Here is a 15,367-nt window from a genome sequence, read left to right on the forward strand (position 1 = left end):
AATACCATGCCAAATACAAATCAAAATCAGGCTGCCAGCAGTTCATCAACAACTTCTCAGACAGCTGATGTATGTTATCCCGTTTACCCGGTCAATGTGACCAATATGATCCCGGTTAAACATAAGGGAATAACCCTATACGCAGATACTCAGGATAGTGCCGACCGGGTTTTGCTTGCTCTGAAAGAAGGAGTGCAGAACAAATGGTATAATCCGGCTTCACTCGATATTATGTTTTATGTAAGGCATGCAATTGCCGCCGGTAAATTGACCATCATTGCTTACGATGCGCACTGGATACAAGGCCCCTCTGAAGGAAGCCGCTACAGGGGCCGATGTTACGTACCTCAAGACGGTAGCGGACATCAAATTTACCTGGCCTCCAATAGACCTGCAAAAAAGCTCACAGGCACGCTGCTGCATAAGTCAACGCACAGTGCCTTGCCATTGGCACTTCCCGTTTTGACTGAACAGTCTCCTGCTGACAGATATCATATGCGGAAATTACGAGGGGGCCTTTGCACCGATTATTGGATTTACAACAACAAACGTTCAAAAGGATTATTGACTGCGGAAGAAGAAAAAATTGCGTCATTAATTTTTAAAAAACCGAAAGCACGCCCCAAATTGGAGCAAATGGCTGAGCATCTTGCGCATACCGTTCAGGCCTTGTCAATTTCAGAAGAAGCCTGCCGATCGATAGCCCCTAACTTTACACAAGCTTTGGATGAGTATGTCCAATACGAAATAGAAAACAAGATCAAGGCTGGTCTGCTGCCAGCACCGGCTCAAACAAGCAAACCGGCATCGTCAGAACCTGTAAAAACACATCTTGAAGAAAACTGGCAGCAACCAGAATGGCAAAACGCGGTTTTAAAAGGAATCGAGGTTGATTATTCAAAATCCGATCTTGCAGGCAGCACCGTTTATCACGGCACACTGGCATCAGATCTGGATAGCATAAAACAAGGCCCCAGGAACATAGGGAGAGGTTTAGGTGGCGCAGGCTTATATGTTGATTTTGATCCAAATGTTGCGGAAAAATTTGCTTGCATCAAGGGCGAGTTTAAGCTGGATAACCCAGGTATTGCCTTGGAAGGCCGTTTGCACCCGGATAAACTTTACAGAATTGCCCGTATTCAACTGGTACAAAGAGGGCATTTTTCCAAAATCGATTATACAAAAGGTCATTTTCCCGCCGACTGGGCAAAAAATCCCGAATTACAAGCGCTAATCCATAAGCATTTTGATATTTTAGAAGTATGCTCTGAAGCTAATGTTGGATATGACGTTCCATCTAATCGGTTTTTCGTCATTCATGAAGGCGCTGGCAAAGACGTAATCAGTTGGACTCGTGAGTACCCTGTTTATAACAGTCTTGACAAGCCTCTGAAAGTTGGGCAAACACCGGTTTCATCCACACCAGGCATTATACCAAATCCGCAAGCAAGCGTGCCGGTGCCTCCGGAATTACCAGCAACACACCATAATCCTGATACACTACCTCATTCGAATCCGGGAAAATCAGCCCTCCCCCCCGTTCCGCCTGAAAACCCGCCTGGAAATCCAAAAGCACCGTCGACACGCCGTGCTCTCCCTCCGGCTGCAACGCATCGGAAGGTAATTTACCCTGATGAAATTTTGCTCCCCAATCAACCGATGCCAAAGGGAGGAAATGGGCCGAAAATCACAGTGAACATGGAAGAAGTTCTGAAAGTAATCGCAAAAGAGCAGGCAAAAAATCTTCGATCAGCCTGGAATTTTATTAAAATGCTGGGGCCAACAGCATTGCAAAGAGTGCTCATTGGCGTTGGAATAGGCATTAGCATGGATAATGCTTATCAATATTACGATTTTATTGAAGACACATATACCCGAATGGGTGTTGCAGGACTCATTGGAATAATGGATTTTGCCGCGCATGGACTGGTATGGACCCCGTTTATCCTGGAAGCGCCTCAAATTGCCATCCCCGCTGCCATTTTGGCAGGATTGTCAGCGGTAATACCGCATCATCCAATAATAGAGGGCAAACCAACCATTGAAGAGTTGCGGCTTGCTGTGGAATTCGATGTTGATATGACAAATGGCGCAGCTCTCCTGGCTGCGGGGGATTGGATCAGAGACAATATCGACAGACCCATCAGTGAATGGGTTTATGGCCTCGGGCCTCGACCAAAAAACAAGGCTATTGAAGAACCGGATGTTAACACGGACAAGCCGGCTGCGGATGATAGCAAAGCAAGTCGTGAAACCATGAAGGCTCTCGATAATCTGCAAGGGTTGGCAAGTGATTCGCAGAAAGTAAATCCTGCAGCAGGCTTCTCTGTAAAGAGAGATATTATCAGTGATACATTGTTCAAGCCCGTACTTCCTTCGTATGAATCGGATGGAAAAAAAACCAAATACATTGATATCGGTACCCAACCAGATTTTCTGCCGCGCTTTGATCACAAGCTGGGAAAATCCAGTCATGCTTCAAGTATAACCTTGCCTGATTGCTTCGGATCACTGCAATATTACCTGGATAACAAACAATCTCTCACATTTAACAGCAATTTTTTCAATAAAAATGATGATTCTGCAACCCAATACAAATTCAATCCGTCCAAACCCTGGTGGCGAGAATTGCCAGTGCCTGATGGAAAAAAAACGACTCCGGTCCCGACGTCGTTTTCCTCACAATCTCCGGATAAACCGCGCAAAGATCAGTTAACTTTTAATGTTTTTCCTGATGGAACACCTGTTATACAATACAACAGCGTGTTTGGTGCACCATCCCACCATAATACGCAGGGGAAAACAACAGGTAAAAGCAGCGGCACACTAATCGATCCACAAGCCATTTTTGAAAATGGCGCAGGCGCGGTTGCCACGCAATTCATTAACTATTTTGGCACGATGCCGCAACGTATCGAGTCGGAGAAATATGGCGAGATAGTAGGAAAACAAATACGGGCTATATTCCCTGCAGAAATCTTCAAGGAATTCAATGAAGTTTTTGCACTGATTAATGTTTGGAAAGCCGAACCCTATGATCCCAAAACCGATCCGTACTTGAAACATAAAAATATGGATGATCCTTATGTCAAGCAATATATAGAGAAAAAAAGAGCAGAAGACCCGGTGCTGGGGAAAGCGGAAAAAAATGCGTTATTAGGAGTAATCCGGTTTCGTTTTAATAATTTTTGGCATAAGTTGTCTTCTGAGGATCTTCCGTCTTTGCGTGCTCAGCTCCATATCTATTTGTACCATAAGCGTGATAAATATTGGAACCCCATTAAAATTGATGCTCACGGTCACAAGCATCGTGTTAAACCTGAAACCAAGGCATTTATACTCAATACCCTGCTCCCCGCGCTGGAAAGAATGGAGCAACTGCTACCCAACGTTGATGCCTTTCTGCATTACTTCGAAAATGGTATTCGCCTGGAAAACCTGGACGAAAGATATAATGCCCTCAGTGCGGCCTATTCTCAAAAAAAGATAAGCAGGTCGCAATTTGAAACCGAAAAAAGCGCCATTGAAAAAGAATACAAAGCTATTCTGGGCGAGGTAAATGCTTATCTTGAAAAAAACAAAAAAGGGGCTGATAAAAATGAAAGGAAAAACATTGATAACCTGATTCGTTCCAACAAAAAATCATCCAACTGGATTAATAACAATGCGACGCAAACTATAGCCAATCGGGAGTATACGGAATACCTCGGCGCCAATGAACTGTGTGGCAAACAACGGAACACCTATTTCGAGGCTGTCAAGGGCGACAGACAGGCCCAGTGTGAACTGGTCAAGATGGCAAAGGCACCTGAACTGGCCAATTTTGCACTGGTTGAAGAAAATCAATATATCATTACACAAGATGAGATATGGTTTTTTGATGCGGAAAAAAAGAGTCTGACACGCCTGACATTTTTGGAGGGAAAAACACCGGATGCCCTGATAGCAGCAATCAATCTCTCTGGTGATAAAAGATGGGCGACCGAACAGGATTATAATCTGATAGCCTCCTCAACCGGCCACACGCCTGAAGGCATACTCTCCAGCGAGGAATTACTTGCAAATTTCGCCCAATACAGTGCCGCCTGGGCTGCAGAACGCGCGAATTTGGAAAGTTTGTTATTGCTGACGCCAGAGGATAAGAAAAAAGACAGAAAGTCCTTGCAAGATGCCATAAACACTGGTGACAATCAATTTAAAGTGGATACTGCTCACTTTGAGCTTGTTAAAGCAGGTCGTACCGTTTTGGAAAAACGCACTGATTATGATAAGGCCCTGTCGGATCACAAGAAAGACCTCATCACAGATGCAGAACTGGATGCCTCTTTCAAGGCATTGGAACAGGCCTCACAAACAGACCTGGACTGTCAGGAAACCCTTTTTTCCTTGACACCAAAAACCGATACCGAAACCGCGTCATCCCTTCAAAAAATGATAGCTAATACAAAAAATCGAATGGGATGCGATGCCGCTTATCACGAATTGGCCAAAGTAGAGCCACAGATTAACAAAAACCGTCAATCGTTCATCGAGGCATATCAGGAAACTCTCAAAGGCGATCTGTCTGAGGAGCAGCGTATAGAAGCCGAGAAAAAATTGAAAGAGGCGTATAACGCCTATGTTGCCTCTCTTGGAGAGAAAAAAAGCTGTCTCGCTAACCTGTTGCCATGGCTGGGGGATGCAGCTGATCAAAATATTAAAAAAGATACACTTCTGCAAATAAACAATATCCAAAGTATCATGTCGAATACTACGGGTACTACAATAGATATTAAAACACTTTATGCCAGTGTATTGCATGATACATTGAACAACACCTACCTTGATGCCCTCACTAGGCACCTCAAGGGCGACCTGGATGAAGAGGCATTCATAGCGGTCTGTTCAACACTTTCCGAGGACTGCCAAAAAGAACTGGCTCCCCTCATCACCGGGATTGCTGCCAACCCCGAATGCACAGCGGAAATAAAGGGATTTTTAACAGGAATCAGTAAAAATACAGCCTTCAACGACAGAGCGCGGCAGCAACTCATCCTCACACTCCTTGGCAAGGCACACCCCGGAATGAATGATGAGGCCATGCAGGAATTGTTCGCCAAAGTGGATGCGCATTTGCAACAGATTGTCGATAGTGACAGGTACAGTCAGTCATTAACAGCAAAAGCACGCATTGCCATGTATGTGGAGGCTTTTGCCATCGCCAAAGAATCTGCAGAAGCGCTGGTAGCCAAAAATCCAAAAGACCATCCTGGTTTTCTTTTGCTGATTGATGCGCACATTGGACTTGGAACAGAGAATGAAACTATCCTGAGCTTACTTTCAGAACGGGATCAGGCTTTTCCGGATGAAAAAGATCAGGCCATTAATCAATTTTATCGCGCCAAGGTACTTGGCGATGAAAACGCTCTGAGAGAAAGTTTTGCCAATTTGAAAAAGCTGGAGGGAGATGCCAGGTATTTGCCTTGTAGACAACAAAACCTCGATGAACTTGACCAGGTACTGGCGGGAGAACACAGAGACGCGAAAAAGTTCGTCGCAAGCCGGGATGTAATCAGTCTTCTTCCAATCCAGGAAAGGGCTGCGTATTTTGACGATCTTGTAAGAGCTATAGAAGCATTAAAGAATAAACTGGTCGTTGAAGAAACCTCCGGTTTGGAACCATCCTTAAACGATGGTGGCACTGGCGAGGAACAAAACCCTGGCCCGGCTTCCAGTCCAGCAACCGACGAAACCATTTCCGGGGATGCAGCCGATAAGACACTCTCGGAAGTCATCAAGGCGGAATCAGACGCAGAAGCTCAACGTGTCAAATCACAAAATGACCAGGAGCTGCTGGAGGATCTCGAACGAAAACTGGAGATTGAAGCCATAAAGCTGGCCGAAGATGCCAATTGTGCCGATATCAATAATCTTCAAAATTTATTGGAAAACTTGTCACGTGTGCACTTGATTGCAGATGTAGGATTGCTGCTTTTTAAAGACAACATCCAGAAATGGGCTGAAAAAAAATATGATTTAACGGAGAAGCAATCCCTGGAAGTTTATAACCGGATAAACCAGGTCGTTGGCAAAGGAGCACATTTTGTAAAAGCACTGGTGAATGACAACATTCAATCAGCGATTGATCCGGAACGACACCTGCGTGAAAACACTAGTATGTCAGAAGGTGGGCTTGAAGCATTCGGCAGTTGTTTGAAAAACAAACCAGCTCCTGGAATGGTGCAAACCGCACACGACTTTCTGGGGCGCTATAATACCCCTGTTGCAGCCGTACAACTGGCAACTGTTCTAACGGAGTGTTTGGTTGACAGGCTGGAATTTTTGTCTGAAAACGGGGATATGCCAGATGAAATGAAAGCATGGTTCAAGCCCAATGCACTCAAACACTTCATAAGCGTTGCAAGCCCCACTGTGCATTTTGCTGCAGAGGGTTTTAATCTGGCACAAACAACTCTGGGAACGTATCTTTTCTGGACGAATCCCAACAATAATGCATTGGCCCTGGCACGCCAGGCAGCTACAGCGCCTCTCAATCTTCCCTGGATACGCAATATGATGCATCGCATCGATATCCAGGCCGATGGCAGTCTTTCCGAGAGCTATACCTGGAATTTTGCCAAACTGTTCGTAGAACATATGGCCGGAAGCGTATGGCAACAGTTGTATTTCACGCACGAGGATACGATTATCAAGTCTGTCATAGCTCCCTTGTTAAAAACTCCCCTTGCGAGTATTGGCGCGCTTATGGCCGAATACCACAGAGGGATTGTGGGGGGAACTTTTGCCTTGCGAACGCTCTCTGCTCTTAAAAAAACAGTGGAAGGTACAGCAGAACAGGTGGTGGAAGCCAGAAGGTTTAACCTGAAAGACAGGTTTTACAAGATTGCCAACTGGGTAGCTACGGCCAGCAAGGATCAGAGTTTGATAGGCGCTTCCCGACTGTATGCTGAATTAAAGAAAGATACCGAATATACAGATGACTTGCACCCCGACATTACAAAACTTTATGTAAGCACATTATTTTTTCAGCATCTGAACGCCGGAACTTTGGAGGTTGTTCCATTGCAATGCGATGGTAACAGCCTGTTTAAAGCCGTTTCTGTCTATACTGATGAATCTGCCGATGTATTAAGACAAAAAGCAGTTGCTCATATCCTGTCCAACAAAGACGTGTTCAAACCCAGGATTGAAGTGCCAACGGGTAAAACCGCTGATGAGGCGTTCACTGCCTGGACACAGAACATGTCCAAATCCGGCGTGCCTGGTGATGCTGTAGTGATTGATGCACTGTCGAGTCTTCTGGGTCGTCCGATTATTCTTTTGTCTGAAGGGTTAAAGCCTGACTTCGACAAGGAAGGCTTGATCAAATTGCCAGATACATCCTTAAGAGGCAAGCCGATTTTTATTGCCTGTCAGACAGTGCCGACCAAACGAACATTTTACCATGCTGTGCATCTGCAAGGTGAGCTTTATTTTGAAAAACAATACATTAAAAACAAAAAAAATTCTGCGCGCCCCGCGCATCTTTTGTCGACGGTCGCTCACGAAAAATTTCCGCTACACCTGTCTAATATGCCAGGCCTTACCAAATACCTCGCCCAAAGCAAGCAGCGTGTTGAAAGTATCACGCAACCAAAATTGCCAGCGCAATCCATGTTTGCACAAAAGCCGACAAGTGAGAATAATGCAAGACAGAAAAGAGCAGCATCGACAGCCCGTTACCGGGAAATGCTCCTCAGAAAAAAAGGTAAATCCGGTGAACAAAAACCGCCTGTACAGACATCGGACACAGCCTCTTTGGAGCAAGAATCGGGATCTATTGTCAAGCTGCCTGTTTTGCCCTCCGTGCTGGGAATATCTGAAGATGCGAAAAAAGAATTACAGGCCTCAAGAACCCGCTTTTTCCAACGGATAGGCAAAAGCGAAACGTTTACCTGGACACTGTATAATCCGCCCGCTGATGAAGGAAAATTACAAAAATGATTCTCATGTAATAGGCCTTCGTAGATTCTTGACTGCAAATTGAAAGCCATCAGTTTTACTGGTGGCTTACCAATTTGCAGTTATTTATTTATTCTGGATATGCGGGAAAACCCAATACACGACAAAAAGTTTAATTTTATTGACACGAAATAAATATGTTCTTAATATATGGTTTATAAATATAAACCATATATTAAGAATTAAAATGACAAATTTACTTCCCCGACTTGTTCGATTACGTGATGCTCCCACCTATATAGGTATGGATAGGCACAGATTTAATGATGAAGTACGTCCTGGATTAATTGAAATTCCCATTGGAACACAAGGAATTGCTTTTGACAGACTTGATTTAGACGCCTGGGTAGACGATTATAAGCTCTGTAGTGGTCGTCCTGCGGTAGCCAGACAGAGGAGTGTGGAACAATGGGACGAAAAAAATCGCCGGGTCTCTTCAAAAGAGGGGAGTACTGGCATATCGATAAAGCGATCTTTGGATGTAGAATTCGAGAAAGCACTGGTACGGGCAGCCTCGAAGAAGCAGAAAAATATCTAGCGGTACGTGTTGAAGAAATAAGGCAGGCGTCTGTGTTTGGGGTAAGACCTAAACGCACCTTTATGGAAGCAGCCATTAAATTTTTGGACGAGAATCAGCATAAGCGCAGCATCAGTGATGATGCAGGACGTTTACGTGTTCTGGTGCAATATATTGGGAAGATGTCTTTAGATTCAATTCATATGGGTACTTTGCAGCCATTTATTGATGGGCGACGTAAGGAACAATTGAAAACAAGAACCATTAACCATGGTCTTAAGATTGTTCGACGCATCACTAATCTGGCTGCAACAGAATGGCTTGATGAATTTGGGCTAACTTGGTTGCTGAACGCGCCAAAAATTAAATTGTTGCCGGAAGACGACTTGCGTAAACCCTATCCATTAAGCTGGGATGAACAACGTCGGCTCTTTGCTGAGTTACCATCGCATTTGGAACAAATGGCCTTGTTTGCTGTTAATACTGGATGCCGGGAGAGTGAGGTATGTTCTCTTCAATGGGACTGGGAAATCAAGATCCCCGAAATACCACAGCTCTTGGTGTTTATTATCCCACCTGAGCTGGTTAAAAATGGCGAAGAGCGCTTGGTAGTTTGTAATCAAACAGCAAAATCGGTCATTGAGGCTCAAAGGGGAAAGCATGAGCAATTTGTATTTACTTTCAAGGGTAAGCCGGTGACTCGTATGAATAATACAGGTTGGAAAGGGGCTCGGAAAGAAGCTGGTTTGGAGTTTGTGCGTGTTCATGATCTGAAACATACCTTCGGTAGACGATTACGTGCTGCTGGGGTAAGTTTTGAAGACAGGCAAGATTTGCTTGGTCATCGATCAGGTCGTATCACCACACATTATTCCTCCGCTGAATTGCAAAACCTCTATGAAGCAGGAAACACGGTTTGCGAAAAGCAACAAAGTGGGGTGGTTCTCACATTGCTTCGTAATCCAAATAATAGAAAAGAAAAAGATACATCTCACGGGCGTAAGGTAGTTAGTTTATGAGTTTGTATCTGCTGTGCCCCACAAAATCCCCACAATGGTTTTTGCAGGGTTGGGAGAGTTGATTGTAAGTTCTTGATTTTGCTAGCTTAATTTGGTGGGCCCACTAGGACTTGAACCTAGGACCAACGGATTATGAGTCCGCTGCTCTAACCAACTGAGCTATGGGCCCGAAGACACTGCATTGTAAACGCAAAACGCGATGAAAGCTACTCCTTAGCTCTCATCGCCTTCAAGGAAGCTGCGCAGCTTTTCGGAGCTGGAAGGGTGACGGAGTTTTCGCAGGGCCTTCGCTTCGATTTGGCGGATACGCTCGCGGGTTACATCGAACTGCTTACCGACTTCTTCCAGTGTATGGTCAGTATTCATTTCGATACCAAAGCGCATGCGCAGCACCTTGGCTTCCCTGGGTGTCAGGGTTTCGAGGATTTCAAGCGTTGCTTCGCGCAGGCCTGATGCGGTGGCCATGTCGATGGGAGACTCGATGTTATTGTCCTCGATGAAATCCCCAAGATGTGAGTCGTCATCATCACCAACCGGTGTTTCCATCGAAATTGGTTCTTTGGCGATTTTCAAAACCTTGCGAATCTTATCTTCACTCAGCTCCATCTTCGCTGCCAGTTCTTCAGGAGCAGCTTCGCGGCCGGTTTCCTGCAGAATTTGACGTGAAATGCGGTTAAGCTTGTTGATGGTCTCAATCATGTGCACCGGAATACGGATGGTGCGTGCCTGGTCGGCGATGGAACGCGTGATGGCCTGACGAATCCACCACGTGGCATATGTCGAGAACTTATAGCCGCGGCGGTACTCGAATTTATCCACTGCTTTCATGAGACCAATGTTACCTTCCTGAATTAAATCCAGGAACTGCAGACCACGATTGGTGTACTTTTTGGCAATTGAGATAACGAGGCGAAGATTAGCCTCGACCATTTCCTTTTTCGCACGTCGCGCTTTGGCTTCACCAATCGACATTTTACGGTTAATGTCTTTGATTTCGGCAATAGTCAGGCCATATTCCTGCTCAAAGCCCGCAAGACGCGCCTGCAGGCTTCGGATTTCTTCTGCGCACTCTTCAATTCTCACCATGTCGAGCTTTTTCGCTTCCTTCTTCACCAGTCCATCAAGCCACGTGGAGTCAGTCTCCTGGCCTGGGAATGTATCAATGAAGAGCTTACGCGGGATGCGCGCTTTTTCAATGCAAAGACGCATGACCGCGCGCTCAAATTCACGGATATGGTTGCGAAGCTGGCGAAAATGGCGCGTCAGTTTATCTACTTCACGTGAGGTAAGCTTGAGCTTCAGGAAGGAGTCAGACATCGCTTCGAGCTCTTTCACAGTCTCTGGTGCCGTTCGTCCATGCTTTTTGAGCGCAGTCATGGCTTTTTCATAGTGCGCGGCCAGGTCATCAAAGTAGGTTTTGGCAATTTCAGGATTGGGGCCTTCTTCCGCCTCAGTGAGGCCGCTGCCACCGTCTTCATCGCCACCTTCCTCGTCTTCCAGCACGAGGTTAGGGGTTGTTGCCTCTTCGCCGTCCTGTCGAGATTCTTCGAGCATGGAGCCAATGCTTGCAGGGGGAGCTTCGTCATCCGCATCAGAAAAGCCACTGATAATTTCGCTCAGGCGGATTTCTTCCGCAAGAAAACGGCTGTAATCTTCAAGTACAAGCCCAATCGTTTCTGGATAGCCTGCGAGGGACTTGAGTACCTGAAAAATGCCTTCTTCGATGCGGCGCGCGATACGGATTTCACCCTCACGCGTCAGCAGCTCGACTGTACCCATTTCACGCATGTACATCCGTACCGGATCAGTGGTTCTGCCATAGGTTTCATCGATGGTTTCGAGAATGCCAACGGCCTCTTCTTCATCATCAGGCGCTTCTTCAGTGTTGCCAAGCATGGCAAGTTCATCGGCACTTGGAGGATGATTAAACACCTTGATATTCATGGTGTGTTCGAGCATGTGGATGAATTCGGCGTAATTCTCTTCATCCGTCAGCGTCAGCATATCGTAAATCTGGGATTCAATCAGGTATTTCTGTTCCCTTCCCAGTCGGATAATTTCGGTAAACTGCGAATGGTACTGTTCTTGATCATTCATGGTCATGGGCATCAACTACAAGGCTATGGGTATAAATTAACAAAAAGTGTTTGATTATAAACCGACAACGGGAAACATACCAGTAGCACGGACTGTGAATATTTCGGTTTTTCGTGAAAAGTCTGTCAGCTTCCTGCGGGATGACGGCTTCGAAGCAGTCGCTGCAAGGTTTCACGCTCTGTCGCGTCAAGCCCGTTTGTGCGGGATTTCACTAAAAGTTGCTGGATATTTTTTTCAACATCCTGTTTATGTAGAAACTGGACAATGTCAATAAATTCACGTGCGCGTGCGTCCTGTGGTACCAGATGCTCCCAGACAGCAAGCCGACTCACGACATCAAACCACGGTGTATTACGCCAGTGCTCCACAAGGGAAGCCGTTGTGGGCTGAGGAGTATGTGACAGCACATCCAGCAACTCGCGCAGCAATGCGAGGCTGTTACCTTGTAAAGAACCTTCCTGAATATATTCCCGACACTCTGCAAAAATTTCTGGATGCTGTAACAGCAGGGCAATGGCAAGGCGCGCGGGCGAGCGCCTGATGGCCTTTTGTGTCACAGGGGCAGGTTTTTCAGCACCATCGCCTATCATCGGATGCAAACGATGGCCCTCGATGCGGGTTTTACGCCCAAGTTCATCTTCCAGCAGCTGCCGGTAGGGGCCATCCGGCATTTTCATCAGATAGGGTTTGACAACGTGCACCAGCCGAGCCTTTCCTGAAAGGCTGCTCAAGTCAATGTCTGCTGAGAGCGTTTCAAAGAAAAAATGATTAAGCGCCTGAAACGCACGAAGACGTGCTCCAAAGGCCTCAAACCCCTCCCGGCGCACGAGGCTGTCAGGGTCTTCACCCTCCGGTAAAAATACAAAACCTATCTCAAGACCGGTATCAAGGTGCGCAAGACTGTTCTCAAGCGCTCTCCATGCTGCCTGCCGTCCTGCAGCGTCACCATCAAAACAAAAAATGATACGCCGTGTGTGGCGGCTCAGTATCTGTATGTGCCAGGTACTGGTAGCGGTACCCAGTGTGGCGACAGCATTGTCAAAGCCGTGCTGAGCAAGTGCGAGTACATCCAGATAGCCCTCAACCACGATAATATATTCGGGCATTTCCGGTCTTTGCAGGACCTGGTAAAGCCCATACAGTTCACGACTTTTTTGAAAGAGCGGGGTTTCCGGTGAATTCAGGTATTTAGGTTTTTGACCCTCTGCAACGGCCCGCCCGCCAAAGCCTGTGATGCGTCCCTGGCGGTCATGAATCGGGAACATGATACGCTGGCGATACCTGTCACAAGTTTTGCCATCATCGCGAACAACCAGCATGCCCGTTTCTATAAGTTCTTTTTTCTGGCGCGCAAACGCGCGCTCAAGCAGGTGCCAGCCCTCCGGTGCAAACCCCAGCTGATAACGCTTCGCAATCTCCCCACTGACACCACGCCGTTGCAGATAGGCAATCGCCGTATCCGCGCTCTCGCGCAACTGTTTCTGGTAAAAGGTACAGACCGTTTTCATAAGAGCATATAACCCGGACGTTTTTGGGGTGCGCGTGTCAACGGTATCGGGCAGTGTAAGGCCTGCGCGTTGTGCGAGATGTTCGATGGCTTCGCGAAATCCAAGCCCGAGATGCTGCATGATAAAACTGATGGCATTACCGCTCGCACCGCATCCGAAGCAATGGTAAAACTGCTTTTTGCCAATAACGTTAAAGGAGGGGGTTTTTTCTGAGTGAAAAGGGCAGCAGGCCGTATGGCTGTTCCCCTGTTTTTTCAGGGGAACATGACTGTCTATCAGCTCGACGATATCAGTGCGGCTCAAAACCTCGTCGCGGAACGCATCAGGTATGAGACCTGCCATAATTTTCTACACTGAGAGCAAAGCCTTGACCCGCGGACTCACCTTGCCCATGTCAGCGCGACCCTGTAAACGGGGCTTTAAAAGTGCCATGACCTTGCCCATATCGGCTTGTCCTGTGGCACCGGCTTCCGCAATGGCCTCGGCGATGAGGGTGTCGACTTCTGCGTCTGTCAGCGGGGCTGGCAGGTAGCGCGCAATGATGTCCAGCTCAAACTGTTCCTGGCTGACCAAATCTTCGCGATTGGCAGCGCGGTACTGAGCAATAGACTCCCGGCGCTGTTTGCAGAGCTTGTCGAGAATCGCGAGCAGGCGATCGTCTTCGACAGTAATACGCTCGTCCACCTCAACCTGTTTCACGGCAGCGGTAATCAGCCTGAGCGTGCCCAGTGTTTTCTGATCCCGGGCGCGCATGGCATCTTTTACGTCATTAGAGAGACGTTCTTTGATGCTCATGATTTACTTGCGGCGTGAACGTGAGCTGCGGCGTGAAGCCGTGTCGCGTGAAATTTTCTTAAGATGGCGCTTAACGGCAGCAGCCTGTTTGCGCTTGCGCTCTGCAGTGGGCTTTTCATAGAACTCACGACGACGCAGCTCAGTCAGGATACCGGCTTTTTCACAGGAGCGCTTGAAACGGCGCAGTGCGTATTCAGGATTTTCGCCTTCTTTCACACGAACGGTGGGCATTAATAATTCCTCTGATAAAATAAAGTTCAACAGGTTGTGAATTCTAGTGTCCGAAAGTCCAGTCGTCAAGTGAATTGACGATGAAGCTATCGGCATTTTGCGTCATCTTGCGTATAATCGGTGTTTTTGCAGTGTTGTCGAGGGTTTTCAGGGTATGCGGGTTCTAGGAATTGAGTCATCGTGTGATGAAACCGGGGTGGCCGTTTATGATTCTGAAAAAGGTCTCACGGGTCACGCACTGCATTCACAGGCCGCCATGCACGCGACCTTTGGAGGCGTCGTACCAGAGCTGGCTTCACGTGACCACGTACGCTGCATCGTCCAGCTGACCAATGCGGCACTCGCCGAGGCTGGACTGAAAAAAAACGACATCGATGCCATCGCCTATACCGCAGGCCCGGGGCTTGTGGGTGCGCTGCTCGTTGGAGCCGCGTTTGCGAGGAGCCTCGCGTTTGGACTCAATATCCCGGCGCTTGCCGTGCATCACCTTGAAGCCCATTTACTGGCGGCATGCCTTGAAACACCGGCACCGGAATTTCCATTTGTTGCATTGCTGGTATCAGGCGGGCATACCCTGCTTATCGAGGTTGACAATATTGGTATATACCGCCTCCTTGGTGACACTCAGGATGATGCGGTGGGTGAGGCGTTTGACAAGACGGCAAAGCTCATGGGACTGCCTTATCCCGGCGGCGCAATTCTGGCGCGTCTTGCCGATGAGTGCCGCTCAGCAGAGCGGCCCGCGCCTTTTCCTCGTCCCATGTTAAACCGTCCGGGCTTTGATTTCAGTTTCAGCGGGCTGAAAACGCATGCGCTTACCGTCTGGAAAAACAGCGCACAGGACGATGAAGCGCGCCAGGTTATTGCGCGTGCGTTTCAGGAGGCAATAGTCGATACCCTCGTTTCCAAATGCCGCCGCGCCCTTGAGGCTGTCGGCAAAAGGCGCCTTGTAGTGGCGGGTGGGGTTGGCGCAAATCAGGCATTGCGCCATGCGCTTCGCAGCATGATGAAGGATATTGGTGGTGAAGTGTACTTTCCTGCCATGGAATACTGCACGGATAATGGCGCGATGGTGGCGTACGCCGGTTGCCTGCGGCTGTTGCGCGGCGAATGCGATGAGACTACAGCGATTGAGGTGAAAGCGCGCTGGCCCCTTGCTGCTCAGCGCGCTTGAGGCCTCAGCCTTTCTTTTCTGTACC

The 15,367-nt window shown here is 47.5% G+C and carries 7 protein-coding genes and 1 tRNA gene; 3 read left to right on the forward strand and 5 right to left on the reverse strand.

Features of this window, described 5'->3' with window-relative positions; genetic code table 11:
• Nucleotides 1–6: 6 nt before the first annotated feature.
• Together E4T54_RS08995 and E4T54_RS09005 are read left to right on the forward strand one after the other, a co-directional pair.
• The gene (locus tag E4T54_RS08995) at nucleotides 7–7,983 is read left to right on the forward strand and encodes a hypothetical protein (RefSeq protein WP_028386429.1); all 7,977 of its coding nucleotides are present in this window, start codon (nucleotides 7–9) and stop codon (nucleotides 7,981–7,983) included.
• A 426-nt stretch (nucleotides 7,984–8,409) separates the two neighbouring features.
• Nucleotides 8,410–9,537 (forward strand): tyrosine-type recombinase/integrase, encoded by a 1,128-nt coding sequence (locus E4T54_RS09005; protein ID WP_028386430.1) that lies wholly within the window; start codon nucleotides 8,410–8,412, stop codon nucleotides 9,535–9,537.
• Between the two features lie 92 nt (nucleotides 9,538–9,629).
• On the opposite strand, the gene E4T54_RS09010 is transcribed toward E4T54_RS09005, so the two are convergent.
• The 5 genes from E4T54_RS09010 to rpsU form a co-directional block, all read right to left on the reverse strand.
• A tRNA-Ile gene (locus E4T54_RS09010) sits at nucleotides 9,630–9,706 on the reverse strand.
• Between the two features lie 44 nt (nucleotides 9,707–9,750).
• A complete protein-coding gene (rpoD, locus tag E4T54_RS09015; protein WP_035902195.1) occupies nucleotides 9,751–11,640 on the reverse strand; it encodes an RNA polymerase sigma factor RpoD in 1,890 nt (629 codons plus the stop codon).
• A 119-nt stretch (nucleotides 11,641–11,759) separates the two neighbouring features.
• The gene (gene dnaG, locus E4T54_RS09020) at nucleotides 11,760–13,484 is read right to left on the reverse strand and encodes a DNA primase (protein WP_028386432.1); all 1,725 of its coding nucleotides are present in this window, start codon (nucleotides 13,482–13,484) and stop codon (nucleotides 11,760–11,762) included.
• Between the two features lie 6 nt (nucleotides 13,485–13,490).
• Nucleotides 13,491–13,937: a GatB/YqeY domain-containing protein gene (locus E4T54_RS09025; protein ID WP_028386433.1), complete on the reverse strand. Its 447-nt coding sequence runs from the start codon at nucleotides 13,935–13,937 to the stop codon at nucleotides 13,491–13,493.
• 3 nt (nucleotides 13,938–13,940) lie between these two features.
• The gene (gene rpsU / locus E4T54_RS09030) at nucleotides 13,941–14,168 is read right to left on the reverse strand and encodes a 30S ribosomal protein S21 (RefSeq protein WP_028386434.1); all 228 of its coding nucleotides are present in this window, start codon (nucleotides 14,166–14,168) and stop codon (nucleotides 13,941–13,943) included.
• A gap of 154 nt (nucleotides 14,169–14,322) precedes the next feature.
• Between rpsU and tsaD the strand changes: the two genes are divergently transcribed.
• Nucleotides 14,323–15,342: a tRNA (adenosine(37)-N6)-threonylcarbamoyltransferase complex transferase subunit TsaD gene (gene tsaD / locus E4T54_RS09035; protein ID WP_028386435.1), complete on the forward strand. Its 1,020-nt coding sequence runs from the start codon at nucleotides 14,323–14,325 to the stop codon at nucleotides 15,340–15,342.
• Nucleotides 15,343–15,367 lie beyond the last annotated feature (25 nt).

This window comes from Legionella geestiana, from assembly GCF_004571195.1.
In the GTDB taxonomy this organism is placed as follows: domain Bacteria; phylum Pseudomonadota; class Gammaproteobacteria; order Legionellales; family Legionellaceae; genus Legionella_B; species Legionella_B geestiana.

What these genes read in the sequence shown, in the direction of transcription:
- E4T54_RS08995 (WP_028386429.1), top strand. Translation starts at nt 7, where the DNA reads ATGCCAAATACAAATCAAAATCAGGCTGCCAGCAGTTCATCAACAACT.
- E4T54_RS09005 (WP_028386430.1), top strand. Translation starts at nt 8,410, where the DNA reads ATGGGACGAAAAAAATCGCCGGGTCTCTTCAAAAGAGGGGAGTACTGG.
- rpoD (WP_035902195.1), bottom strand. Translation starts at nt 11,640, where the DNA reads ATGACCATGAATGATCAAGAACAGTACCATTCGCAGTTTACCGAAATT.
- dnaG (WP_028386432.1), bottom strand. Translation starts at nt 13,484, where the DNA reads ATGGCAGGTCTCATACCTGATGCGTTCCGCGACGAGGTTTTGAGCCGC.
- E4T54_RS09025 (WP_028386433.1), bottom strand. Translation starts at nt 13,937, where the DNA reads ATGAGCATCAAAGAACGTCTCTCTAATGACGTAAAAGATGCCATGCGC.
- rpsU (WP_028386434.1), bottom strand. Translation starts at nt 14,168, where the DNA reads ATGCCCACCGTTCGTGTGAAAGAAGGCGAAAATCCTGAATACGCACTG.
- tsaD (WP_028386435.1), top strand. Translation starts at nt 14,323, where the DNA reads ATGCGGGTTCTAGGAATTGAGTCATCGTGTGATGAAACCGGGGTGGCC.